20 protein-coding genes, 1 tRNA gene and 1 pseudogene are annotated in these 25078 nt (G+C 73.2%); 18 read left to right on the top strand and 4 right to left on the bottom strand.

Annotated features, from left to right (window positions below):
* Both lgt and pyk read left to right on the top strand, forming a co-directional pair.
* Positions 1 to 999 (top strand): prolipoprotein diacylglyceryl transferase, encoded by a 999-nt coding sequence (lgt, locus tag NJC10_RS04390; RefSeq protein WP_319074824.1) that lies wholly within the window; start codon positions 1 to 3, stop codon positions 997 to 999.
* Between the two features lie 10 nt (positions 1000 to 1009).
* Complete coding sequence (gene pyk / locus NJC10_RS04385; protein ID WP_319074822.1) at positions 1010 to 2491, top strand: pyruvate kinase; 1482 nt, start codon at positions 1010 to 1012, stop codon at positions 2489 to 2491.
* Between the two features lie 35 nt (positions 2492 to 2526).
* Here the strand turns inward: pyk and NJC10_RS04380 are convergent, their stop codons facing one another.
* Complete coding sequence (locus NJC10_RS04380) at positions 2527 to 3117, bottom strand: ANTAR domain-containing response regulator (protein ID WP_248116944.1); 591 nt, start codon at positions 3115 to 3117, stop codon at positions 2527 to 2529.
* Between the two features lie 108 nt (positions 3118 to 3225).
* On the opposite strand from NJC10_RS04380, the gene NJC10_RS04375 reads away from it, so the two are divergent.
* The 7 genes from NJC10_RS04375 to NJC10_RS04345 all read left to right on the top strand — a co-directional run bounded on the left by NJC10_RS04375 (position 3226) and on the right by NJC10_RS04345 (position 9685).
* Positions 3226 to 3307 (top strand) — tRNA-Leu (locus NJC10_RS04375).
* A gap of 213 nt (positions 3308 to 3520) precedes the next feature.
* Positions 3521 to 6427 (top strand): DUF4040 family protein, encoded by a 2907-nt coding sequence (locus NJC10_RS04370; protein ID WP_319074820.1) that lies wholly within the window; start codon positions 3521 to 3523, stop codon positions 6425 to 6427.
* Positions 6424 to 6894: a sodium:proton antiporter gene (locus NJC10_RS04365; protein ID WP_248116948.1), complete on the top strand. Its 471-nt coding sequence runs from the start codon at positions 6424 to 6426 to the stop codon at positions 6892 to 6894. The genes NJC10_RS04370 and NJC10_RS04365 overlap by 4 nt, the downstream gene beginning before the upstream one ends.
* Positions 6891 to 8579, top strand: coding sequence for a monovalent cation/H+ antiporter subunit D family protein (locus tag NJC10_RS04360; protein WP_319074819.1), 1689 nt, complete (start codon positions 6891 to 6893; stop codon positions 8577 to 8579). Before NJC10_RS04365 ends, NJC10_RS04360 begins: the two co-directional genes overlap by 4 nt.
* A 32-nt stretch (positions 8580 to 8611) precedes the next feature.
* Positions 8612 to 9013: a Na+/H+ antiporter subunit E gene (locus NJC10_RS04355; RefSeq protein ID WP_298710300.1), complete on the top strand. Its 402-nt coding sequence runs from the start codon at positions 8612 to 8614 to the stop codon at positions 9011 to 9013.
* Positions 9010 to 9294: an MrpF/PhaF family protein gene (locus NJC10_RS04350; RefSeq protein WP_319074817.1), complete on the top strand. Its 285-nt coding sequence runs from the start codon at positions 9010 to 9012 to the stop codon at positions 9292 to 9294. Before NJC10_RS04355 ends, NJC10_RS04350 begins: the two co-directional genes overlap by 4 nt.
* A 13-nt stretch (positions 9295 to 9307) precedes the next feature.
* Complete coding sequence (locus NJC10_RS04345; RefSeq protein ID WP_248116955.1) at positions 9308 to 9685, top strand: cation:proton antiporter; 378 nt, start codon at positions 9308 to 9310, stop codon at positions 9683 to 9685.
* Positions 9686 to 9724: 39 nt separating this feature from the next.
* Here the strand turns inward: NJC10_RS04345 and NJC10_RS04340 are convergent, their stop codons facing one another.
* Positions 9725 to 10258 carry a hotdog fold thioesterase gene (locus NJC10_RS04340; RefSeq protein WP_298710296.1) on the bottom strand — a complete coding sequence of 178 codons (534 nt, stop codon included), beginning with the start codon at positions 10256 to 10258 and terminating at the stop codon, positions 9725 to 9727.
* A gap of 44 nt (positions 10259 to 10302) precedes the next feature.
* Here NJC10_RS04340 and polA point away from each other — a divergent pair, with 44 nt between their 5' ends.
* The 5 genes from polA to rpsA all read left to right on the top strand — a co-directional run bounded on the left by polA (position 10303) and on the right by rpsA (position 17454).
* On the top strand, positions 10303 to 13131 hold the full coding sequence (polA, locus tag NJC10_RS04335) for a DNA polymerase I (RefSeq protein ID WP_319074813.1): 2829 nt from the start codon (positions 10303 to 10305) through the stop codon (positions 13129 to 13131).
* Positions 13115 to 13327, top strand: a complete 213-nt coding sequence (locus NJC10_RS04330; protein ID WP_319074812.1) for a hypothetical protein — start codon at positions 13115 to 13117, stop codon at positions 13325 to 13327. The genes polA and NJC10_RS04330 overlap by 17 nt, the downstream gene beginning before the upstream one ends.
* A gap of 84 nt (positions 13328 to 13411) precedes the next feature.
* The gene (locus tag NJC10_RS04325) at positions 13412 to 14533 is read left to right on the top strand and encodes a GNAT family N-acetyltransferase (RefSeq protein WP_319074810.1); all 1122 of its coding nucleotides are present in this window, start codon (positions 13412 to 13414) and stop codon (positions 14531 to 14533) included.
* Between the two features lie 23 nt (positions 14534 to 14556).
* A complete protein-coding gene (locus NJC10_RS04320; protein ID WP_319074808.1) occupies positions 14557 to 15870 on the top strand; it encodes a GNAT family N-acetyltransferase in 1314 nt (437 codons plus the stop codon).
* 123 nt (positions 15871 to 15993) lie between these two features.
* Complete coding sequence (gene rpsA, locus NJC10_RS04315; protein ID WP_319074806.1) at positions 15994 to 17454, top strand: 30S ribosomal protein S1; 1461 nt, start codon at positions 15994 to 15996, stop codon at positions 17452 to 17454.
* A gap of 107 nt (positions 17455 to 17561) precedes the next feature.
* Here rpsA and NJC10_RS04310 read toward each other — a convergent pair whose 3' ends face one another.
* Together NJC10_RS04310 and NJC10_RS04305 are read right to left on the bottom strand one after the other, a co-directional pair.
* The gene (locus NJC10_RS04310; RefSeq protein ID WP_319074804.1) at positions 17562 to 18803 is read right to left on the bottom strand and encodes a class I SAM-dependent methyltransferase; all 1242 of its coding nucleotides are present in this window, start codon (positions 18801 to 18803) and stop codon (positions 17562 to 17564) included.
* Positions 18781 to 19515 (bottom strand): YigZ family protein, encoded by a 735-nt coding sequence (locus NJC10_RS04305; protein WP_319074802.1) that lies wholly within the window; start codon positions 19513 to 19515, stop codon positions 18781 to 18783. The genes NJC10_RS04310 and NJC10_RS04305 overlap by 23 nt, the downstream gene beginning before the upstream one ends.
* A 137-nt stretch (positions 19516 to 19652) precedes the next feature.
* On the opposite strand from NJC10_RS04305, the gene coaE (NJC10_RS04300) reads away from it, so the two are divergent.
* The 4 genes and pseudogenes from coaE (NJC10_RS04300) to NJC10_RS04285 form a co-directional block, all read left to right on the top strand.
* Positions 19653 to 22028, top strand: a complete 2376-nt coding sequence (coaE, locus tag NJC10_RS04300) for a dephospho-CoA kinase (protein ID WP_319075001.1) — start codon at positions 19653 to 19655, stop codon at positions 22026 to 22028.
* A gap of 17 nt (positions 22029 to 22045) precedes the next feature.
* Positions 22046 to 22684, top strand: a complete 639-nt coding sequence (gene coaE / locus NJC10_RS04295) for a dephospho-CoA kinase (RefSeq protein ID WP_248116971.1) — start codon at positions 22046 to 22048, stop codon at positions 22682 to 22684.
* 38 nt (positions 22685 to 22722) lie between these two features.
* Entirely contained in the window at positions 22723 to 24861 is a 2139-nt protein-coding gene (uvrB, locus tag NJC10_RS04290) for an excinuclease ABC subunit UvrB (protein ID WP_319074801.1), read from the top strand.
* A pseudogene (locus NJC10_RS04285) lies at positions 24858 to 25078 on the top strand (MFS transporter); the annotation flags it as partial. The gene uvrB and the pseudogene NJC10_RS04285, both read left to right, overlap by 4 nt.

The raw sequence follows: 25078 nt of genomic DNA, 5'->3' as shown, positions 1-25078 counted from the left end.
ATGCTCGCCGGTGCCCTCGCCCCCCTCGCGGCGATCCCGTCCCCGTCGTGGGACGGCCTGCAGCTGGGCCCGCTGAAGGTCCACGCCTACGCGCTGTGCATCATCCTCGGCATCATCCTGGCCCTCTGGCTGGCCTCGCGCCGCTGGGAGGACCGGAACGGCCCCGAGGGCGCGGTCCTCGACGTCGCGATCTGGGCCATCCCGTTCGGGTTCGTGGGCGGCCGGCTCTACCACGTGCTCTCCTCCCCGGACCGGTACTTCGGCCCGGGCTTCGACGGCACGGGCGATCCGGTCCAGGCCTTCTACGTGTGGAACGGCGGCCTCGGGATCTGGGGCGCCGTCGCCCTCGGCGCGGTGGGCGCGTGGATCGCGTGCCGCCGCCGCGGCCTGCGGCTCTCGGCCTTCGCCGACGTCGTCGCCCCGGGCGTCCTGCTGGCCCAGGCCGTGGGCCGCTGGGGCAACTGGTTCAACCAGGAGCTCTTCGGCGCGCCCACCACGCTGCCGTGGGGTCTGCGGATCGACCCCTCGCACGCCAACTTCCCGGTGGGCACGCCCGCCGACACGCTGTTCCACCCCACGTTCCTCTACGAGAGCCTGTGGAACCTCGCCGGAGTGGCCCTCCTCCTGCTGCTGGACCGCCGCCTCCATCTGCGCCACGGCGCGATGCTGTGGGCCTACGTGGCCTGGTACACGCTCGGCCGCGTCTGGATCGAGATGCTCCGGATCGACGACGCCGAGATGATCACCCTCTTCGGGGTCACCCAGCGCCTGAACGTGTGGACCTCGCTGCTGCTCCTGCTCGTCGCGCTCGTCATGCTGGTCTGGGCCGTCGCAGCCCGCGGCGCCATCGGCCCCCGCACCCCCGAGCGGGACGACGTGTGGCTGCCCGGGCGGGCCCCCGCCGTCGCCGCCGACGCGCAGGGCCGGGCGGGAGTCTCTGGTCACACCGCGGACGATGAGGGCGGCTCCGCTCTCGGTGGGAGCCACGCCCGCCGCTAGTCTGGGCCGTATGCGCCACGCCAAGATCATCGCGACCTTCGGACCTGCCACCGCGAGCGACGAGGCCACCCGGGCGATCATCCGCGCCGGGGCCGACGTCGTCCGCATGAACATGAGCCACGGCGACCACACGGTCCATGCGGAGACCTACGAGCGGGTGCGTCGCCTCTCGGTCGAGGAGGAGCGCCCCGTCGCGATCTTCGCGGACCTGCAGGGCCCGAAGATCCGGCTGGGCCGCTTCGCGGACGGCCCCCATGAGCTGGCCGTGGGGGACCGGCTCACCATCACGACCCGCAGCGTGGAGGGCACCCGCGAGCTCGTCGGCACGACGCACCAGGGCCTGCCCGGCGACGTCTCGCCCGGCGACGTCCTCCTGATCGACGACGGCAAGGTGCGCGTCCGGGCCGTCGAGGTCACGGACACGGACGTGGTGACCGAGGTCGAGATCGCCGGCACGGTGTCCGACAACAAGGGCATCAACCTGCCGGGCGTGGCCGTGAACGTGCCCGCCCTGTCCGAGAAGGACGAGGACGACCTCCGCTGGGCGCTGCGCACCGGCGTGGACATGGTGGCCCTGTCCTTCGTGCGCGACGCCGCGGACGTCGAGCGCGTTCACGCGATCATGGACGAGGAGGAGCGCCGCGTCCCGGTGATCGCGAAGATCGAGAAGCCGCAGGCCGTGGAGAACCTCGAGGCGATCGTCGACGCGTTCGACATGATCATGGTGGCCCGTGGCGACCTCGGCGTGGAGCTGCCGCTCGAGGAGGTGCCCGTGGTGCAGAAGCGCGCCGTGGACCTCGCCCGCCGCTGGGCCAAGCCGGTGATCGTGGCCACCCAGGTGCTCGAGTCCATGATCGAGAACCCGCGCCCCACCCGCGCCGAGGCCTCGGACTGCGCGAACGCCGTGCTCGACGGCGCGGACGCCGTCATGCTCTCCGGCGAGACCTCGGTGGGCACGTACCCCGTGCTGACCGTGGAGACGATGGCGCGCATCATCGAGTCCACGGAGACGCACGGGCTCGAGATGATCCACCCGCTCGGCTCCCGCCCGCGCACGCGCGGCGGGGCGATCACGCGGGCGGCCGTCGACGTGGCCGACCAGCTGGACGTGCCGTTCCTCGCCACCTTCACGGAGTCGGGCGACACCGCCCGCCGCCTCTCCCGTCTGCGCCCGCGGCAGCCGATCTACGCGTACACGCACCGCGAGCACACCCACAACATCCTGTGCATCGCGTGGGGGGTGTACCCGAAGATGGTCCCCTTCGCGGAGACCACGGACCACATGACCCGCCTCGTGGAGGAGTCCCTCACCTCGGAGGGCATCGCCGAGCGCGGAGACCTCGTCGTGATCGCGGCCGGCTCGCCCCCCGGGCAGGTCGGCTCCACGAACACCCTGCGCGTGCACCGCGTGGGCGACGACGCGAGCGGGGTCGCCGTCCCGCCCTCCGAGCGCGAGCCCGTGGGCTTCTGGCCCGCGCACTCCCCGCGCTGAGCGGCGTGGCGGCCGCGGCGGCCAGCCGTCAGCCGTCAGCCGACCTGGTCGACGACCGTCTGCGCGACCTCGCGCATGGTGAGGCGCCGGTCCATGGAGGTCTTCTGGATCCATCGGAAGGCCTCCGCCTCCGTCAGGTCCATCCGCTCCTGGAGGAGCGACTTGGCGCGATCCACGACCTTGCGGGTCTCGAGGCGGTCGCCCAGGTCCCGGACCTCCGCCTCGAGGCTGCGCAGCTCGTCGAAGCGCGCGACCGCGAGCTCGATCGCGGGGACGATGTCGCTCTCCGTGAAGGGCTTCACCACGTAGGCCATCGCCCCGGCGGTGCGGGCCCGCTCCACCAGCTCGCGCTGCGAGAAGGCCGTGAGCATGACGACCGGTGCCAGGCGGTCCCGGGCGATCTCCCCGGCCGCCGCGATCCCGTCCATGACCGGCATCATCACGTCCATCACGACGATGTCCGGGCGGTGCTCGCGCACGGCGTCCACGGCGGCGCGGCCGTCGCCGGCCTCCGCCACCACGGTGTAGCCGGCCGCGGTGAGCAGCTCCACCACGTCGAGACGGATGAGGGCCTCGTCCTCGGCGACGACGGCGCGCAGGCGGGGGGTCTCGGCGTTGGGGCTCATGGGGACCTCCGGGTGAGGGGGCCGGGCCGGGTGCCCGGGCGCAAGAAGCGTACCGTGTGCGCCTGAGGCCCCCTGTTAGAGTGGTCGGGGCCGCCGTCGTGCGGACCTGCCCGAATGGTGGAATCGGTAGACACGCCGCACTCAAAATGCGGTGCCGCGAGGCGTGTGGGTTCGAGTCCCACTTCGGGCACCCCCATCGACCCGCCCGAAGGAGGCGCCTGCATGGAGTCTCCTGACACGCGCTGTGCCGACGTGAGCGCCCGTGGCACCAACGGGCAGGTCTCCTCGTGGGGGGCGCTCCACGCCGGCGTGCCGCCGAGCCGCCCCTGAGCCGGCCCGCCGCGGACCTCCCTCCGCCCGTGGGCCCCACCGGCCCACGTCCGACGTTCCTCGACCATGCGGGGTGTCCCACTTGCTCCTGATCAGCCTCTGCCTCACCGCCCTCGCGGTGGCGGCCGCCGTCCCGCTGGGCCGGTGGCTCGGCCGCGACGCGGGATGGGTGCTGGCCGTGCCCCTCCTCGCGGCCGCCGGCGTCCTCCTCTCCGCCTGGACGGGGGAGGCCGTCCGCGAGCACCACGCCTGGATCCCCGCGATCGGGGTGGACCTCGACCTGCGCCTGGACGGGCTCGCGCTCGTGTTCTCGCAGATCGTGCTCGTGATCGGCGCCGGCATCCTGGCGTACTCCAGCCGCTACCTCGGCCGGGACCGCGAGAAGGAGCGCCACGGGACCTTCTACCTGCTGATGACCGTCTTCGCCGCCTCGATGCTCCTCCTCGTCCTGGCGGACAACCTCGTCGTGCTGTTCGTCGCGTGGGAGTTCACCTCCTTCACCTCGTTCTTCCTGATCGGGCGGGCGGGGGAGAAGGGCCGCGAGCCGGCGATCCGCACGCTCCTCGTCACGGTCGCCGGCGGCCTCGCACTGCTGGGCGCGGTGGCCGTGATGATCGTCCAGGCCGGGACGGCGTCCCTGTCGGACGTGCTCACGGCCGACCTCTGGCGCGACCCGGCGGTGAGCACCCTCGTCGCGGTCCTGCTCGCGGTGGCGGCGTTCACCAAGTCGGCGCAGTTCCCCTTCCAGGCATGGCTGCCCGACTCGATGGTCGCGATCTCCCCGGTCTCGGCCTACCTGCACGCCGCCGCGATGGTGAAGGCCGGCGTGTTCCTGCTACTCGTCTTCAGCCCCGTGCTGGCCGGCACCGCCGTGTGGTCCACCCTGCTGATCGCCTCCGGCCTCACCACGGCGATCTTCGGAGCCGTCTCGGCCATCCGCCGCCATGACCTGAAGGGCCTGCTCGCCTACTCCACGATGAGCCAGCTCGGCCTGCTCGTGACCCTGATCGGCGTGGGCACCCCGGCCGCCCTCACGGCGGCGATCGTCCACACCGCGGCGCACGCGCTCTTCAAGAGCGCCCTGTTCATGCTCATCGGCATCGTCGACCACCAGGCGGGCGGGCGGGACCTGCGCGACCTCGCCGCCCGGAACGTCCGCATGCCCGTCACCGGGACGGCGATCGTGCTGGCCGCCGTCTCGATGGCCGGCGTGCCGCCGCTCTTCGGCTTCGTCTCGAAGGAGGGGCTGCTGGACGCGGCCCTCGACACGCCGGGGCCGGCGTGGACGGCCTGGGTCGTCACGGGCGGGATCGCCCTGGCCTCCGTCTTCACGTTCGCCTACTCCGGGCGTCTCGTGCTCGGCGCGCTCGGCATGTGGGGCAGCAGCCCCACGGTCGCGCGCCACACGTGGCAGTCCGGCCGGGGCGAGCCGGTGCACGACCCCTCGTTCACGTTCTGGGCCGTCCCGGCGCTGGGCGCGCTGGCCGGCGTCGTCCTGGGACTCGCCCCCGGGGTGCTGGACGAGCCGGTCGGGGAGGCGGCGACGGCCGCGGCGGGCCTGCCGGTCCACCCTCACCTGGCCCTGTGGCACGGGCTCACCCCCGCCCTGGGCGTCTCGGCCGCCGTGATCGCGTGCGGCCTGCTCCTCGTCGCACTGCGCCGCCCCGTCGAGCGGATCGCCTCCCACGTCGAGCTGCCCCTGTCCGGTCTCGCCGCCGTGGACGGCGTGCGCCACGCCCTCGTGGACATCGGCGCCTTCGTCAGCCGCGCCTCCGGGACCATCGCCCCGCGCGGCCACCTGCTGACGCCCGCACTCGTGCTCGGCGTCTTCGCGGTGGCGGGCGTCCTCACGGTCGAGGACCTCCCGGCTGTGGTGGGCCAGCCCTCGCGCTGGCACGACTGGGCCCTGGTCCTCCTCGTGGGCGCGGGCGTCGTCGCCACCATCCGCGCCAAGACGCGCATCGCGGCGATGGTCGTCGTGGGCGTCGTGGGCTTCGGCGTGACCCTGTGGTTCTTCACCCTCGGGGCCGTGGACGTCGCCCTCACCCAGCTCCTCGTCGAGGTCCTCACGGTGTGCGTCATGGTGCTGCTGCTGCGGCGCCTCCCGGCGCGGTTCCGCACGGACGGCACCCCCCGCCGGGCGGGGGCCGTGGTGGCGGCCCTCATCGCTGGCCTCGCGTCCATGCTGGGCGTCCTCGCCTTCACGGGCCGCGGCGGGGTCTCGGAGATCTCCCGCTACTACCTGGACCACTCCTACCACGACGCCGGCGGGTACAACGTCGTCAACGTCATCCTCGTGGACTTCCGAGCCCTGGACACCTACGGAGAGATGACGGTGCTGGGCGTCACCGGCCTGACGATCGCCGCCCTCCTGATGAACCGGCGCCCCGCGCCGCCGCGCCCCTCCGCCGTGGACCTGAACTCACCGCTGGCCTCCGTGCGGGAGAACCTCGTCTACGCCCGGACCTTCGGACGTGCGCTGAGCCCTGTCATCATCGCCCTGTCCCTCCTGCTGTTCTTCCGCGGGCACTACGAGCCCGGCGGCGGCTTCATCGCGGCGCTCGTGGGCGGTGCCGGGTACGCCCTGATGTACCTGGCCGCGGACACGGGGACGGCGCGTCGCCTGCAGTGGCCCTACATGAGCCTGATCGGCGGGGGCATCACCCTCGGCTCGCTCGCCGGCCTCGCCGGCTACCTCACCGGCAAGGGCTTCCTGGGCTCCGCGAGCGTCACGGTGCTCGGCTATGGCGTCTCGACGACGCTCGTGTTCGACCTGGGCGTCTATCTCTCCGTCATCGGGCTCGTCGTCGCCGCGTTCGCGCTGCTGGGCGGGGACGAGGCGGAGGAGGAGTCCGACGAGCACGGCCCGGTCGACGACGGCGCCCCGCCGGGAGTCCTCCCCGCGCCTCCCGGGGCACCGGTCACGGCCGTCGCCCCGACCACCACGATCACGACGACACGAGAGGGGGCCTCCCGATGACCATCGCCATCACCGTGGGCCTGCTGATGTTCGGGGCCGTGTACCTGTTCTCCAAGCGCGAGCTGCTGCGCGTGATCCTCGGCATGGTGCTGCTGGGCCACGCCGCCAACCTCGCGATCATCGCGGCCGGCGGCACCGACCGCCGGACACCCCCCTTCACCCCCGGGGGAGCGGTCCCCGAGGGGGCGGCCGATCCGCTGCCGCAGGCCTTCGTGCTCACGGCCATCGTGATCTCGTTCGCCATCACCGTGCTGCTGCTCGTGCTCGCCGTCACCGGCCGCACCGACGACGCCACGGCGGACCCCCACGAGACACCCGATGCGCTGGAGGCCGCGGCCTCCGACGCCCGCTTCCCCGCGGCGGAGCGCAGGGCCGCCGCCGAGGAGCTGCGCAGCGGCGCCATCCCGCGCGTGTCCGCGCGGGCCGCCGAGCCGTCCGCCCCGCACGGTCCGGGGGCACGCGCATGAGCGACCACGCCGTCGGACTGCTGCTGCCCCTGTTCGTCGCCCTTCCCCTGCTCGCGGCGGGCCTGCTCGTGATCGCCGGCGAGCACCGCCGACTGCATCGGGGGGCCCTCACGGCGCTCCTCGCGCTCACCGCCGTGGCCGGCACGGCCCTGCTCGTGCGGTCCCTCGACGGCTCCGTCGCGGCCGCCGGGGTGGGCGGCTGGCCGGACGGGGTCGCGATCCCGTTCGCCGCCGACACGCTCACCGCCCTCATGCTGACCCTCACGAGCGCCCTCACCCTCGTGGGCGCGGCCTTCGCCTACGGCTCCCGCGTGGCCAACTCGGTCCACTTCGCCCCGCTCATGCTCGTCCTCGTGGCCGGCGTGAGCGGCGCGCTGCTCACGGCGGACCTCTTCAACCTGTTCGTGTTCATCGAGGTCATGCTGCTGCCCTCGTACGGGCTCTTCGTCCTCTCAGCCAACCGCCGCGAGCCGCTGCGCCGCGTGGACGGCGCCCGTCTCTACGTGACGCTGAACCTGCTCACCTCCACGATCCTCGTGGCCGGCGTGGGCTTCGTGTACGCGCTCACCGGCACCGTCAACCTCGCGGCCCTCGCCGGGGCGGCCGCCCGGGACGAGCGCGTCGCCCTCGCCGCGGGGCTCGTGCTCTTCGCGCTGTCCATCAAGGCCTCGGTGCTCCCCCTCCACGGCTGGCTGGCCCGCGCCTACCCGTCCACCTCGCCCGCCGTCACGGCGATCTTCGCGAGCCTGCACACCAAGGTCGCGGTGTATGCGATCTACCGGATCTACTCCGTGGTGTACGACGGCGACCCGCGGCACCTCTGGTTGCTGCTCACCCTGAGCCTGCTCACGCTCGTGGTCGGCGCCGTCGCCTCCGTGGGCGAGCACGGCACGCGCTCGGTCCTCTCGTGGCAGATGGTCAGCGGCATCGGCGGGATCCTCCTGGGCGTCGCCCTCTCCAGTCAGGCCGGACTGTCCGCCGGGCTCTTCTACCTGATCCACCACATGGTGGTGATGGCCTGCCTGCTCACGGCCACCGGTGCGATCGAGGTGCGGTACGGGACCGGCCGCCTCGCGGACCTGCAGGGCCTCGCCCGGCGCGAGCCCCTGATCGCCACGGCGTTCTTCGTCGGCATGCTCTCCCTCATCGGCATCCCCCCGTTCTCCGGCTTCGTGGGGAAGCTGATGCTCGCGGTGGCCGGCGTCGAGGCGGGTCGGACCGTCATGGTGACCCTGCTGCTGGGCTCCTCGCTCGTCAGCCTGTGGGCGCTGTTGCGCGTGTGGAACGCGTGGTTCTGGGGCGAGCCCCGGGCCCCGCACGGACACCGCGAGCGGCTCGCGACGTCGGCGATGCCCGTCGTGAGGGCGGGGCAGAGCGCCCTCCCGGAGCCGGCCGGCTCCGCCGCGACGGGCCGCGGGTCGAGCACGGACACCGAGCGCACCGAGTCCTGGATGTCCTCCGAGGCCCTCGACGCGCCCACGGGCGTGCTGCCCGTGGTGCTCTCCCCGGACGAGGACGCCCACCGATCGCGTATCCCGGCGCGCCTGGCGGCCCCAGCCGTCCTGATGGCCGCCACGACGCTGGCCCTCGGCCTCGGCGCCCAGGGCCTGTGGACCCTCACGGACCAGGCCGCCGCCGGCCTCGTGGACCCGAGCGCCTACATCGAGGCGGTGCTCGGCCTGTGACCCCCACTCCGCAGACCTCAGGGAGGCCCAGCATGACCCCCACGGACGGGACGGTGGACCTGCGCCCGGGCACGAAGGGCGCGCTCTCCTGGCCGGTGCGCTGGCTCGTGTTCTGGTGCTGGTACGCCTGGGCGCTGGTGACGTCGTCCGGCGCCGTGCTGCACGACCTGATCACGCCCGGCGACCAGGCCCGCTCCGGGATCGCCCGCGTGCACAGCAACTGCCGCACGGACCCGGAGCTGACCCTGCTCTCGACGCTCATCACCCTCACCCCCGGCACCCTCACGCTGGGCACCCGCCGTGAGGCGGACGGCCGGCGCCTGCTCTACGTCCACGGCCTGTACGCGGACGACGCGGACGCACTCCGCGAGGAGATCCATGACATGGAGCGGCGCATGCTGCACGCGATGCGCCGCACGGGGGTGACCGCATGAGCGCGCTCGACTACGAGTGGTCCCACCTCGGCATCGACATCGCCCTGGTCCTCCTGCTGGTCTCCGCCGTCGTGTCGGCGGTCCGGATCCTGCGCGGGCCGCTCGATGCCGACCGCGCCGTCTCCGGCGACCTGCTCAGCTTCAGCGTGATCGGGATGGTGGTGCTGCTCGGCGTGCGCGCCGGGAATCCGTTCACGTTCGACCTGGTCCTCGTGGCGGCGATCGTGGGCTTCCTGTCCGGCATGTCCCTGGCCCGCGCACTCACGCGCGGAAAGCGATGAGGAGGTCCTGACGATGGACGCCTTCCTGACGGTTCTCGGCTCGATCATGGTGGTGGGGGGAGCCCTCGTGTTCCTCGGCGCCGCCGTCGGGCTGATCCGCTTCCCCGACCCCTACATGCGCATCTCGGCCACCGGCACCGCCGGCGGCGTGGGCATGATCCTGATCGTGGTCGGCGCCCTCCTGCACATGCCGAGCGTGTCGAACCTCGTGAAGGTGGTGCTGATCGTGGTGCTCCAGCTCGGCAGCGCCGCGGTGGCCACCATGGCCCTCGGGCGCTCGGCCTACCTCACGGGCGTGCCCATGGCCTCGGGCCACTACGACGAGCTCGCAGCGGACACCCCGGGGCGCGAGCACGGCGAGCCGGCGCCGCGGGCCGCCGACGCGGACTGAGGGGCTCCGGCGCGGTCGGAGCGGCCGTGGCGTGGTGCGTCAGCCCTGGCGGGCGAGCACGAGGTTCGTGATGCGGGCCGTCGAGAGGCGGCGCCCGTCCTCGCCCGTCATGACCACCTCGTGGGTGATGAGCGTGCGGCCCACGTGGACCGCCGTCGCCGTGCCGGTGACGGTTCCGGCGCGCGCCGCGGCGTGGTGCGTGGCGCCGATCTCGATGCCCACGACGTTGTGGTCCCGCCCGGCGGCGACCTTGGCGGCCACCGAGCCCAGCGTCTCGGCCAGCACGAGGTGGGCGCCGCCGTGCAGCAGGCCCACGGGCTGCTCGTTGCCGGCCACCGGCATGGTGGCGACGGCGCGCTCCGCGGTGAGCTCCGTGAACACGATGCCCATCTTCAGGGCCAGCGGGCTGACGCCGGCCCCGCCGAGGGCGTCCTGCAGCTCGGGCGGCAGGCCCGCCGCGGCGGAGAGCTCCGCGAGCTGCTCGGGCGTGAACCGCGGTCGCACCCCCGCCCGGAAGGTGAGGTCGGCGAGGGCGGCCGGGAGGTCGGGGCTGCAGGCGGGGGTGTCGGTCATGGGCACTAGGCTGGCACCTGGACCACGAGAGGAGCAACGAGACCATGGGTGAGACCGCCGCGGCCGAGACCGGCACCTCCGAGACCCGGCCGCGCCTGCTGGTGCTGGACGGCCATTCGATGGCGTTCCGCGCCTTCTACGCGCTGCCGGCCGAGAACTTCGCGACCGACACCGGTCAGCACACCAACGCGGTCTACGGCTTCACGGCGATGCTGCTGACGATGATCCGCCAGCAGGCGCCCACCCACGTGGCGGTCGCCTTCGACCTCTCCGGGCCCACGTTCCGCTCCGCCGAGTACGCGGAGTACAAGGCGGGCCGCTCGGAGACCCCCGCCGAGTTCGCGGGGCAGATCGAGCTGACCGTGAAGGTCATGGAGGCCCTCGGCATCCCCACCCTCACGGTGGAGGACTACGAGGCGGACGACATCGTGGCCACGCTCTCCGCCCGCGCCGAGGCCGCGGGGTGGGACGCCGTCGTCGTGTCCGGGGACCGGGACGCGTTCCAGCTCATCTCCGAGCACACCACGGTCCTGTACCCGAAGAAGGGCGTCTCTGACATCCCGCCGATGGACGCGGACGCCGTCATGGCCAAGTACGGCGTGAGCCCCGCCCAGTACCCGGACCTCGCCGCGCTCGTGGGGGAGTCCGCGGACAACCTGCCGGGCGTGCCCGGCGTCGGCCCCGGCTTCGCGGCCAAGTGGATCAACGCCTACGGCGGGCTCGAGGGCGTGCTGGAGAACGCGGACAGCATCACCGGCAAGAAGGGCGAGGCCCTGCGCGCCCACCTCGAGGACGTGCGGCGCAACCGCCGGCTCAACGCCCTCGTGCGGGACCTCGACCTGCCCGTCGACCTCGAGGCCATGGCGCTGACGATGCCGGACCACGACACCGTGTCCGAGCTCTTCGACGCCCTCCAGTTCAACCGCATCCGCGACCGCGTCTTCGAGGTGTTCTCCGAGCGCCTCGGCGCGGACGCCCCCGCCGCCGAGGTCGAGGAGGCCCCCGAGCACGTGGTCGCGACGACGGCCGCGGACCTGGGCGGGTTCCTCGCCGCCCACGCCGGCGCGCTGCTCGGGGTGCACGTCGTCGTGGACGGCCCGGACATGCTGCCGAAGCGCAAGGTGCCCGTGCCGGGCACCCACGGCACCCCCGTCGGGGTGGCGTTCGCCGCCGACGACGCCGCGCTCTACGTGGACCTCGACGCCGAGGGGCCGGACGCGGAGCTCATGGCGGCCGTGCGCGACGCGCTCGAGGACGCCGGCACCGCCAAGGCCGTGCACGACCTCAAGCGCACCGTGAAGGCGCTGGCCGCCCCGACCCGGCCGGCCGGCCTGGGGGAGGGAGCCGTGATCGGCGGGGTCGAGGACGACGTGCTCCTCTCGGCCTACCTGATCCAGCCCGACCGCCGGGACGTGGACCTGGCCTCGCTCGCCGAGGCGCACCTGCGCACTCCGCTCGCCGCGCCGGCCACGGGGCAACCCGCCTCCGCCCAGGGCGAGCTCGACCTCGACGGCGGAGGCGCCGCGGCCGAGCGCGCGCAGCGGGCCACGGACGCCGTCCGCGCCGCGTGGGTGGTCCGCCGCCTCTCCGCCGAGTTCACCCCCCAGGTGCTCGAACGCGGCGCCCAGCGGCTGCTCCAGGAGATGGAGATCCCGCTCGCGCGCCTGCTCGCGCGCATGGAGCTGGCCGGGATCGCCGTGGACCGCGACCACCTCGAGGCGCTGCGCGCCGACTTCGCCGAGCGCGCGGACGCCGCGAAGGAGTCCGCGTGGGCCTCGGTGGCGGAGGAGACCGGGGGCATGGAGGTCAACCTCGGCTCCCCGAAGCAGCTGCAGGAGGTCCTCTTCGAGCGCCTCAACATGCCGCGCACCCGCAAGACGAAGACCGGCTTCTCCACGGACGTGGACTCGCTGCAGGACCTGCTCGAGCAGACGCAGCACCCCTTCCTGGAGAACCTCATGGCGCACCGCGACGTCACGAAGCTCCGCCAGACCGTGGAGGGCCTGCTGGAGACCGTGGCGCCGGACGGGCGCATCCACACCACCTACTCGCAGACCGCCGCGGCCACGGGCCGCCTCTCCTCCCTGCATCCCAACCTGCAGAACATCCCTGTGCGCACCGAGGCCGGCCGACGCATCCGCGAGGCCTTCACGGCGGGCGAGGTGGACGGCACGGAGGCCGTGCTGCTCTCGGCGGACTACTCGCAGATCGAGATGCGCATCATGGCCCACCTCTCCGAGGACGCCGGCCTCATCGAGGCGTTCAACACGGGGGAGGACCTGCACAGCTTCGTCGGCTCGCAGGTGTTCGGCGTGGACCCGGACGAGGTGAGCGCGGAGCAGCGCTCCAAGGTCAAGGCGATGAGCTACGGGCTCGCGTACGGACTGAGCTCGTTCGGCCTGTCCAAGCAGCTGAAGATCTCGGTGGACGAGGCCCGCGGCCTGATGAAGGGCTACTTCGACCGCTTCGGCGGGGTGCGGGACTACCTGCGCGACGTCGTCGCCCAGGCCCGGCAGGACGGCTTCACCTCCACCATCGAGGGGCGGCGCCGCTACCTGCCGGACCTGAACTCGGACAACCGCCAGCTGCGGGACATGGCCGAGCGCGCCGCCCTCAACGCCCCGATCCAGGGCTCGGCGGCGGACATCATCAAGCGGGCCATGCTGGACGTGCAGGCCGGCCTCGAGGAGCAGGGCCTGCGCTCCCGCCTCCTGCTCCAGGTCCACGACGAGCTCATCCTCGAGGTCCCGCGCGACGAGCTCGCGGCCGCCACGGCCCTGCTCAAGGAGCGCATGGGGCGGGCCGCGGACCTCTCCGTGCCGCTGGACGTCCACGTCGGCGAAGGAAGGACCTGGCATGCCGCAGCCCACTGACACCACCGCCCCGCGAGAGTCCTCCGACCCCGCGGCGGCGCCCGATCCGGCCGGCGCGCTGGCCGAGCACGGGCTCGAGCTGCGCCCGGTGCCCTCCCCGTGGGAGGCCGGGCTGGCGGACCCTGAGGCGCCGTTCGACCTTGCGCGCCGCTGGGACGACGCCCCCGCCGTCCGCCGGCACACGGCCGTCCTGTAGCGCAACTTCCACGAGGTCGGCGACCCGGAGCTGCGCCTGGCCGACCGCTTCATCGGCGTCGAGCAGGGCGACCGCCGCCGGCTGGTGGGCGTCTACCCCGAGGGCGCCGACCCGGACGCCGTCGACCCGGTGGGCACTCTCGTGGACTTCACGAAGGACCTGAATGTGGGCGCCGGGCGCCTCCTGCCGGCCTGGTGCATCTCCGAGGTGACCGTCTCGCCCACGCACAGGCGCCGCGGGATCCTGCGCGCCATGATGTCGGACTCGCTGCGCCGCGCCCGTGAGGCGGGCGTGCCGATCGCCGCGCTCACCGCCACCGAGGCCACCATCTACCGCCGCTTCGGCTTCGGCGTCTCCACGTACTACCGCTCCGTGTGGCTCGACGTCACCCGGGGGATCCAGCTGCGCGGCGGCCGCCCCGAGGGCGGCTTCCGGTTCATCGAGCCCACCACGTCGGGCGAGCTGATCGAGGGCCTGTGGCGTCGGGCCTTCGAGGGACAGCTCGGCTCGGTCGAGCGCATCCGCTTCCACGCGGCCAAGGAGACGGACCGGGACCCGCGCGTGGACGAGGGCCGGCCGCAGGGGCTGCGCGGCGTCGTGTTCTCCGGCCCCGACGGCACGGACCGCGGCGTGGCCGTCTACCGGGTGACGGGGGAGGCCTCCGAGCTCGTGGCGGACGAGCCCGTGACCGCCACCGTGGTGGCCCTGTGGGCCGCCGACGCCGAGGCCTACCGGGCCCTGCTGGAGTTCCTCGGCAACCTCGACCTCGTGGTGCGGCTGCGCCTGCCCTCGGTCCCCAACGACCGCATGCTCGAGTTCCTCGTGCGCGACGAGTCCCGGATCTACACCCGCGGCGTCCACCACCACCTGTGGCACCGGATCCTGGACGTCGCCGCGTGCTTCGAGGCCCGGCCCTACCTCCACGACGGCGCCGTGGCCGTGACGGTCGAGGACGACCTCGGCCACGCGGCCGGCACGTGGGAGATCTCGGCGGCGGACGGCCGAGGGCGCGTCCGCCCGGCGGACGAGGGCCAGGCCGAGCTGACCCTCGACGTGGCGGAGCTGGGCTCCGTGCTCCTGGGCGGGGTGCAGGCCGAGGTCATGCGCGAGGCGGGCATCCTGCGCGAGCACCGCCCCGGCGCGGCCACGGACCTGGACACGCTCCTGCGCCAGCCCCGCCTGCCCTTCGCCCTGACCGGCTTCTGACGCGTCCCGACCCAGGAGGACCCATGCCCCCGCACCACGCCCACGACGACAGCCTCGCCGCGCACGGCCTGCAGCTGGTGGTGGCCCCGGGACGCGCCGGCGACCCGGCGTTCGAGCGGCACACCCTGGCCGTCGAGCGGGGGTTCTACGAGGAGCCGCCCGCGGGCGAGGCGCTCGCGCAGCTGCTCGAGGCGGGGGAGGCGGACGGCCGGCGCATGGTCGACGCGTACGCCGCCGGAGACGACCCGGCCGCGTCCCGCCCCGTCGCCACGTTCGAGGACTTCCCGTCCGAGCTGACCGTCTCGCCCGGCGTCACCGTCCCCGCCTGGCTCATCAGCGCCGTGACCGTGGACCCGGGGTTCCGCCGCCGGGGGATCCTCCGGGCGCTCATGGGCCGCAGCCTCGCGGACGCGGCGGCGGCCGGGATGCCCGTCGCGGCCCTCACCGCCTCCGAGGCCGCGATCTACGGACGCTTCGGGTTCGGCGCCGCGACCCGCTGGCGCCGCACGCACCTCGACGTCCGCGGCGAGGTGCGGCTGCGCGGCGACGCGCCGGCGGGACGGGTCACGCGGGAGGAGCCGCGCGAGATCGGCCCCCTCGCCGACGAGCTCTACCAGAGGGTCCGCCGCGCGACCCCCGGCGCCACTCAGCGACCGGCCATGACCGCGATCCGCTGGGAGGACCGCAGCCGGTTCAAGAACGACGGCAAGGGCACCGGCCTCTACGCCGCCGTGCATCGGGACGAGGCGGGGCGGGCGCAGGGGATCACGCTGTACCGTTTCAAGGGCTGGGACGTCGAGCCCCCCACGGTGACGATGGAGCTCTTCATCGCCCTCACCCCGGAGGCCCGCCGCGGCCTGCTCGCGCACCTCACGAGCCTCGACCTCGTCGAGCGGGTGGAGTGGGAGCGGGCCCCCGAGGCCGGATGGGTCGAGGCCCTCCTCGAGGACGAGCGCCGCATGCGCACCCAGCGCGACGGCGACGACCTCTACCTGCGGATCCTCGACGTGCCCGCCGCCCTCGGCGCCCGTGACGACCTGGGCGAGGGCGAGGTCGTCCTGACGGTGGCGGACCCGCTCGGCCACGCCGACGGAACGTGGCGGCTCGCGGTGCAGGAGGGCGCCGCGAGCGTGGCCGCGGCCGAGCCGGCGGAGGCCGATCTCGTGCTCGACGTGGCCGACCTGTCGGCGGTGTGGCTCGGCGGGCACGGGGCGGCGGGCGGGGCCGCGGCCCGCGTGGCGAGCGGCCTGGTGGAGGAGCGGGTGCCCGGCGCGGCGGACCGCCTGGACGCGATCCTGCGGCCCACGGCGCCCGTGCGGTCCCTGGTGGGTTTCTGATAGCCTGGAAGGGCACTTTCGTGCGCTCTTGAATCTGACCATCACAACCCATGCCGGGTGACGGACACGCGCGTGCCCGGGCCGCCTCGGCATGAACCCCAATCCCATCGGAGTCCCTCCTACATGACCACCACTTCCAACGCCCCCCAGGTTGCCGTCAACGACATCGGCACCGCCGAGGAGCTGCTCGCCGCGATCGACGCGACCATCAAGTACTTCAACGATGGCGACCTCGTCGAGGGCACCGTCGTCAAGGTGGACCGCGACGAGGTCCTGCTCGACATCGGGTACAAGACCGAGGGCGTCATCCCCTCCCGCGAGCTGTCCATCAAGCACGACGTGGACCCGGATGAGGTCGTGACCGTGGGCGACTCCGTCGAGGCCCTCGTCCTCACCAAGGAGGACAAGGAAGGCCGCCTGATCCTCTCCAAGAAGCGCGCGCAGTACGAGCGCGCCTGGGGCGACATCGAGAAGATCAAGGAGGAGGACGGCGTCGTCGAGGGCACCGTCATCGAGGTCGTCAAGGGCGGCCTCATCATCGACATCGGCCTCCGCGGCTTCCTCCCCGCCTCGCTGGTGGAGATGCGCCGCGTGCGCGACCTGGCCCCCTACATCGGCCAGAAGCTCGAGGCGAAGATCATCGAGCTGGACAAGAACCGCAACAACGTGGTGCTCTCCCGCCGTGCCTGGCTCGAGCAGACCCAGTCCGAGGTCCGCTCCAACTTCCTCCACAAGCTGGAGAAGGGCCAGGTCCGTCAGGGCGTCGTGTCCTCGATCGTCAACTTCGGCGCGTTCGTCGACCTGGGCGGCGTGGACGGCCTCGTGCACGTCTCCGAGCTCTCCTGGAAGCACATCGACCACCCGTCCGAGGTCGTCGAGGTCGGCAAGGAGGTCACCGTCGAGGTCCTCGAGGTCGACATGGACCGCGAGCGTGTCTCCCTGTCGCTGAAGGCGACCCAGGAGGATCCGTGGCAGCTCTTCGCCCGGACCCACGCCCTGGGCCAGGTCGTGCCCGGCAAGGTCACCAAGCTCGTCCCCTTCGGCGCGTTCGTGCGCGTCGAGGACGGCATCGAGGGCCTCGTGCACATCTCCGAGCTGGCCTCGCGCCACATCGACACCGCCGAGCAGGTCGTGTCGGTCAACGACGAGCTGTTCGTCAAGGTCATCGACATCGACCTCGAGCGTCGCCGCATCTCCCTCTCCCTCAAGCAGGCCAACGAGGGCGTGGACCCGGACGGTACCGAGTTCGACCCCGCGCTCTACGGCATGGCCGCCGAGTACGACGAGGAGGGGAACTACAAGTACCCCGAGGGCTTCGACGTCGAGACCAACGAGTGGATGGAGGGCTTCGAGTCCGAGCGCGCGGCGTGGGAGCAGCAGTACGCCGACGCCCAGACCCGCTGGGAGGCCCACAAGGAGCAGGTGCGTCGCTCCGTCGAGGAGGAGGCCCAGGCGGGCACCGAGTCCTCCTCCGCCGGCGCCGGCGCCTCCACGTACTCCTCCGAGGCCCCGGCCTCCGACGGCGGCACCCTCGCCTCCGACGAGGCCCTCGCCGCCCTGCGCGAGAAGCTGACCGGCAACTGATCCGGTGCGGTGAGCCGGTGACGGCCGCCGCCCGGGCGGACGCCCACCACGGACGAGCGCCCCGTCCCTCCATCACGGAGGGGCGGGGCGCTTCGTCGTGTCCGGGGTCAGCCGCGCCGCGTGGAGGCCGTCACCGTGAACGTGCGGTTCCGCGCGACCTGCCGGGTGGGCCCGACGACGGACTGCAGGATCCCGCGGTGGTGCAGGTGCGAGTTCCACACGCACCACAGCTCCCCCTCCGGAGCCAGGACGCGCGCGGCGGCCTCGAAGAGGCGGTGTGCGACCGTGGGGTCCACCGCGTTGCCGTCGTGGAACGGGGGGTTCAGCAGGATCCGCTCCTCGGAGGCGTCCGCCCACGAGGCGAGCGCGTCGTCCCGGACGGCCTCGATCCGCTCGGCCAGGCCGTTGGCCTCGGCCGTCGCCCGCGTCGAGGCGACCGCGACGGCGGACTGGTCCGTCGCGGTGATCCGGGCGTGGGGCCACAGGCGGGCCGCGCCGACCGCGATCAGGCCGTTGCCACAGCCCAGGTCCACGGCGCGGGCCGGGGGGCGCGGGTCCTCCGCCAGCGCCTCGAGGAGCAGGCGGGAGCCGGGGTCGGCGTGCGCCCCGCCGAACGTGCCGGCCTCGGCCACGAGCCGCACGGGGCCGATGCCCGGCAGGGCCGCCGTGGTCTCGTCGTGGGGCCGGGGCGCCACGCCCGCGCGGGGCGCGCGGGCCGTGAGCACGCGCGCCTTGCGGCGGCCCCGGTTCGCGACGACGTCCTGGAAGGACGCCGCCAGCACCGCGTTCATCCGCGGGCTCATGTGCTTGTCCCGGCCCCCGGCCAGCACGACGACGGAGGGGTCCGCGCCGCGCGCCAGGATCCGGGCGATCCGGTCCAGCTCGTCGAGGGAGCGGGGCAGGGGGAGCAGCACGGTCCGGGCGCCGCGGACGAGCCGATCGTCGAGCTCCGCGTGCGTCAGGGACCCGGCGGAGCCCCGCAGCAGGCCCTCCGCGCGCCAGCGCTCCAGGTTCGCCCGCACCGAGCGCTCGGCGGACGCGTCGTCCTGGGCCAGGCGGACGTCGTGCCCGGCCGCGAGCAGGGGGAGGGTGAGGGCGCCGTGCCGGTCCTCGAGGACCACCACGGGGCCGGCCGCGTGACCGCACGCCAGCCATCCGGCGAGGGTGTCGAGGAGCAGCACGTCCGCGGCGTCGTGGGCGGCGCGCCCCGCCTCGGCGGGCAGGGGCCAGCGCGTGAGGGACTCCCACGGCACGCCGCGGGTCAGGTCGTCCGGGAGCCTGCCCAGCACCACGTCGGGGGTCACCCCCACCGGGACGCGGCCGCGGTCATCGTGCGAGGTCGTCGTCATGGTCCACCCAGTCCTCTCCGACGCGCTCCACGCGTCCGCTGCCCGCGGTGATCCCCGCGAGGCTCTGCTCGAGATCCGCCCACGCGGCGGGGGAGTCCGCCACCGCGACGTGCAGCCACGCGGCGTCGGCGGCGTAGTCGGTGTCCGTGACGTGCACCCCGGCGGCACGCAGGTCGTTCTCCCAGCGCCCCGCGTCGGCATGGGGCGCGGCGATCGTTCCGAGCGCCATGCGCTCCCGGGAGAGCAGCGGCGCCGTGGCCAGGGCGGCGGAGACGGCGTCCGAGTATGCGCGCGCCAGGCCGCCCGCCCCGAGCTTCACGCCCCCGAACCAGCGCACGACGACGGCGCAGACGTCCGTGAGGTCGGCGTGGCCGGGGCGGGTCTCCCGCTGCACGAGGGCCTCCAGCATCGGGGTGCCCGCGGTGCCGGCCGGCTCGCCGTCGTCGGAGGAGCGCATGCGCTCCCGGCGCGGGCCCAGGACGAAGGCGCTGCACACGTGCCGCGCGTCGTGGTGGCGGCGCCGCAGCTCGGCGACCATCTCGCGGGCCTCGTCCTCGTCGGCGACGCGTCCCAGGTAGGCGCGGAAGCGGCTGCGCCGCACCTCCTGCTCGAGGCGGACCCAGCCCTCGGGGCGCCGTGCGCCGGCGGGGAGCACGGTGCACCGCGCGGCGTCGGCGGGCCCGAGCAGGCCCGGGGCGGGGTCGACAGACATGGGCACCAGCGTAGGCGCTCGGCATGCGCCGACCGCGGGCGCACGCTAGCCTGGTGACCCGTGCCACCCGGCACCGGCCCACCGGTGAGCGCACGAACCGCCGCCGCGGGCTGGACCCGACCCCGTCTGCGAGACCCATGACCTCCCCGCTCACGCGCCTGCACGACGCCCTCCGGCTCCGCACCAGCCCGGCGATCTTCTTCGGCTCCCTCGGCCTCATCGTCCTCTTCACCGCGGCCATGGGGCTCTTTCCGGGCCCGGTGCAGCGCACCTTCGGCATCGTCGCCACGTGGCTGCGCTACGACGCCGGCTGGATCTACACCCTGAGCCTCACCGTCCTCGTCGTCTTCATGCTCGGCCTGGCCTTCAGCCGCTATGGCCGGGTCAAGCTCGGCGACGACGACGCGGTCCCCGAGTACTCCGGCCTCGTCTGGTTCGCCATGATGTTCGCCGCCGGCGTCGGCGCCGTGCTCATGTTCTGGGGGATCGCGGAGCCGATCAACCACTACGCGAACCCGCCGCTGGCCGGCACCGAGCCCTTCTCCGACCAGGCGGCGTCGGAGGCGATGAGCATCGCCAACTTCCACTTCGGCATCCACATGTGGGCGATCCTGCTGGTGCCGGGGCTGTGCTTCGGCTACTTCACGTACAAGCGCAAGCTGCCCCCGCGCGTGTCGTCGGCGTTCCAGCCGCTGCTGGGCGACGGCATCCACGGCCCCGTCGGCAAGGCCATCGACATCATCGCGGTGGTCTCCACGGTCTTCGGCCTCGGCGTGTCCGTGGGCCTGGGTGCCCTGCAGCTGAACTCCGGCATGAACGAGGTGCTGGGCACGCCCGTCGCCCCCTGGGTCCAGGCCCTGATCCTCGCCGTGATCACCGCGGTGGGCGTCGCCTCCGTCCTCGCGGGCATGGACAAGGGCGTCAAGCGCCTCTCCTACGCCAACATCATCCTCGCGATCGCCCTCCTGGTGTACGTCCTCATGTGGGCGGGTTCGAGCATGGACGTCATCCGCGGGACGGTGCAGGCCGTCGGCGAGTACGTCACCGCACTGCCCCTGCTCTCCACCTACAACGACACCTACAACTCGGGCGCCTGGTCCGGCGACTGGACGGTCTTCTACTGGGCCTGGACCGTGACGTGGGCCCCGTTCGTCGGCATGTTCTTCGCGCGCATCTCCCGCGGCCGCACCATCCGCCAGTTCGTCGCCGCCGGACTCGGCCTGCCGACGGCGTTCGTGATCATCTGGATGGGTGTCTACGGCCACTCGGCGTTCCAGTCGGACCGGGCCACCGCCCCGTCTCCGGGGACGGGCGGAGACCTGACCCGGACCATCGTGGAGGAGGGCAACGTGCAGGCCGCGCTGTTCCAGCACCTGCAGGGCACCCCCCTCTCCCTCGGCGCCGCCGTCGTCGCGCTCGTGGTCATCTCGCTGTTCTTCATCACCTCGATCGACTCCGGCGCCCTGGTCATGGATGCCATGGTCAACGGCCACGAGGACCCTGCCCCGCGCATCCAGGGCGTCGTCTGGGCCGTGTCGATCGGCGCCGTGTGCGCCGCGATCATCCTCACGGCGGGGGAGGACGGCCTGGCCGCCCTCCAGGAGGTCATCATCGTGATCGGCCTGCCGATCCTCATGATCACCGTCGTCCAGGTGGTGCTCCTCGTTCAGGCGCTCCGTGAGGACGCCGGCACCGCCCGTCCGATGCGCACCCGCCAGTGGAAGAAGGTGCTCCCCGCCGAGGAGTACCGCCGCCGCGCCGCGGAGGACGGCGCCGACGTGTCCGACTACGTCGTGCGCCCCGAGTTCGAGGTGGGCACGGAGCCGGAGTACGACACCCACACGCCGAAGACGTGGCACCAGCAGCGTGCGGCCGCCAAACACGCCCTCCTGACGGTCGGCCTGACCGGCGGCGTCGCGGCCGGCCGGACCGCGGTGGGGGAGGAGCTCGAGCGGCTCGGTGCCGTCGTCGTCGAGTTCGACGACCTCATGGGCGAGGTCCTCGTGCCCGGCAGTGCCGTGCTCGACGAGCTGCGCGAGGTGTTCGGCGAGGAGATCGTGCACGCGGACGGCTCCCTCGACGTGCGCGCCCTCAACCGCCTGACCACGGAGAGCACGACGGCGCGCCGCCGCATGTACGAGATCGTCGCGCCGGCCGTGCGGACCGAAGCCGACGCCCGGGCCAGGGCCGTCGGGGAGGACGCCGTGCTGGTGATGGACCTCGCGCTCCTGACCGAGACCGGCTCCGCCCGCGAGTTCGACCAGGTGCTCGCGGTCTCCGCCCCGGCCGAGCTGCGCGTCGCCCGCCTCATGGACTCCCACGCGATGAGCCGCGAGCGGGCCTGGGCGTTCATCGACGAGGAGGCGGCGGACGAGGAGCGCGCCGAGGTCGCGGACACGGTGCTCGAGAACGCCGGCACCCTCGAGGAGCTCCGCGACGAGGTCCGGGCATACTGGGACGCGAGGATCCAGCCCGTCGTCGACGCCGCCGGCGCCTCCCACCCTGCCCGCTGAGTCCTCCAGGAGAGTCGATGTCCGAGCCACCCGCCCCCGTCGCCCACCGTCCCCGCGTCCACGTGGGGCTCACCGGGGGCATCGCGGCCGGCAAGTCGGCCGTGGCCCGGGTGCTCGAGGAGCGCGGCGCCCTGCTGGTGGACTCGGACGCACTGGCCCGCGCCGTCCTCGAGAAGGGGACGGAGGGCCTCGCCGCCGTCCAGGACGCGTTCGGGGACCGGGTGATCACCGCCGACGGGGAGCTCGACCGGGTCGCGCTGGCCCGCATCGTGTTCGGCGACGCGGGCGAGCGGGAGCGGCTCAACCGGATCGTGCACCCCCGGGTGCGGGAGATGGCCCGCGGGATCGTGGCCGAGGCGGGCCCGGACGCCGTCGTGGTCCAGGACGTGCCGCTGCTCGTGGAGACCGGCCAGGCGGACGCCTTCGACCTCGTCGTCGTCGTGGAGGCCCCGCTCGAGGAGCGGATCCGGCGCATGACGCAGGACCGGGGGATGAGCCGGGAGGACGCCGAGGCGCGCATCGCCGCGCAGGCGAGCGACGCGCAGCGCCGCGCGGCGGCCGACGTCGTGATCGTCAACGACGCCGACCTCACGCGCCTGGCCTCCGCCGCGAACCAGGTGTGGGACCGGTTCCTCGCTCCGCCCGCTGCGCCGTGACGCGCTGACGCGTCGGCGGCGCGCGTAGGGTTCTGCCCATGAGCCTGGCCAAGCAGATCAACCGCGTCGTCGCGCCGTTCGAGGTCGTCTCCCCGTTCGAGCCCTCAGGCGACCAGCCCGCCGCCATCGCGGAGCTCGCCGAGCGTGTCCAGGCGGGGGAGAAGGACGTCGTCCTCATGGGCGCCACCGGCACCGGCAAGTCGGCCACGTCCGCGTGGCTGATCGAGAGGCTGCAGCGGCCCACCCTCGTGATGGTGCAGAACAAGACGCTCGCGGCACAGCTGGCCAACGAGTTCCGTGAGCTGCTGCCGAACAACGCGGTCGAGTACTTCGTCTCCTACTACGACTACTACCAGCCCGAGGCCTACGTCCCGCAGTCGGACACCTTCATCGAGAAGGACTCCTCCGTCAACGAGGAGGTGGAGCGGCTGCGCCACTCCGCCACCAACGCCCTCCTCACACGCCGGGACGTGGTGGTGGTGGCCACCGTCTCCTGCATCTACGGCCTCGGCACGCCCGAGGAGTACATCGAGCAGATGGTCACCCTGCGCCGCGGCGGGGAGATGGACCGGGACGCCCTGCTGCGCCAGTTCGTGCAGATGCAGTACGTGCGCAACGACACGGACTTCCACCGCGGCACGTTCCGGGTGCGCGGGGACACGGTGGAGATCATCCCCATGTACGAGGAGCTCGCGGTGCGCATCGAGTTCTTCGGGGACGAGATCGAGTCCATCCAGACCCTCCACCCCCTCACCGGCCAGGTCGTGCGGGAGGAGACGGAGATGTACATCTTCCCGGCCTCCCACTACGTGGCCGGGGACACGCGCATGGGCAAGGCGATCACCTCGATCGAGGACGAGCTGCGCGAGCGCCTCCAGGAGCTGGAGTCCCAGGACAAGCTGCTCGAGGCCCAGCGCCTGCGGATGCGCACCACGTACGACCTCGAGATGATGCAGCAGATGGGCTACTGCAACGGGATCGAGAACTACTCCCGGCACATCGACGGGCGGCCCGCCGGCTCGGCCCCCCACTGCCTGCTGGACTACTTCCCGGACGACTTCCTGCTCGTGGTGGACGAGTCCCACGTGACCATCCCGCAGATCGGCGCGATGTACGAGGGGGACATGTCCCGCAAGCGCACGCTCGTGGAGCACGGCTTCCGCCTGCCCTCGGCCATGGACAACCGGCCGCTGAAGTGGGACGAGTTCCTCGAGCGGATCGGGCAGACCGTCTACATGTCCGCCACGCCCGGCACCTACGAGCTCTCCCAGGCGGACGGCTGCGTGGAGCAGATCATCCGCCCCACCGGGCTCGTGGACCCGAAGATCGTGGTCAAGCCGACGCAGGGCCAGATCGACGACCTGCTCGAGCAGATCCGCGTCCGCGTCGAGAAGGACGAGCGCGTCCTCGTGACCACGCTGACCAAGCGCATGGCCGAGGACCTCACCGACTACCTGCTCGAGGCGGGTGTGAAGGTCGAGTACCTCCACTCGGACGTGGACACCCTGCGCCGCGTGGAGCTGCTGCGCGAGCTGCGCCAGGGCGTGTTCGACGTCCTCGTGGGCATCAACCTGCTGCGCGAGGGCCTGGACCTGCCCGAGGTCTCGCTCGTGGCCATCCTGGACGCGGACAAGGAGGGCTTCCTGCGCTCCTCCACCTCGCTCATCCAGACCATCGGCCGCGCGGCCCGCAACGTCTCCGGCGAGGTGCACATGTACGCCGACCGCATCACGGACTCCATGCGGCAGGCCATCGAGGAGACCGACCGCCGGCGCGCCGTGCAGGTGGCGTACAACGAGGAGCACGGGATCGACCCGCAGCCGCTGCGCAAGAGGATCGCGGACATCACCGACCAGCTGGCCCGTGAGGACGCGGACACCGCCGACTTCCTCAAGGGCATGGGGGGCGTGAAGTCCGGCTTCGACTACGGCATGGGCCACCGCGGGCTCTCCTCCGTCCGCGAGGGCGCCGAGCGGGCGGGCACGGGCTCCGACGGCGACGCGCCCGCCGTCGGCGCCGGGTCCATCCCCGCCAAGGACCTCCAGGACCTCATCGAGCAGATGTCCGCCCAGATGCACCAGGCCGCCACCGAGCTGCAGTTCGAGCTCGCGGCGCGCCTGCGCGACGAGGTCGCGGAGCTGAAGAAGGAGCTGCGCCAGATGGAGCGCGAACGGTGACCCCCGCCGGGCTCCTCGACACCACCCCCCGCCGCGCCGCCCAACGCCGCACCGTCCGCACCCTCGCCGCCAGCCAGGTCTTGTCCGGCCTCGGCAACGGCTCCGCGCTCGCGGTCGGCTCGGTCGTGGCCGGCTACGGCGGCCTGGCGGTGCTGTCCGCGATGCTGGCCCTCGTCGTGGCCGCTGCCGCGCTGCGGGGGGGGGGGGGGGGGGGGCA

Origin of the sequence: Micrococcus sp. M4NT (assembly GCF_033790745.1) — a bacterium.
Classification (GTDB): domain Bacteria; phylum Actinomycetota; class Actinomycetes; order Actinomycetales; family Micrococcaceae; genus Micrococcus.
Note: the sequence above shows the minus strand (reverse complement) of the source record. Positions and strands in the feature narration are given on the sequence as shown.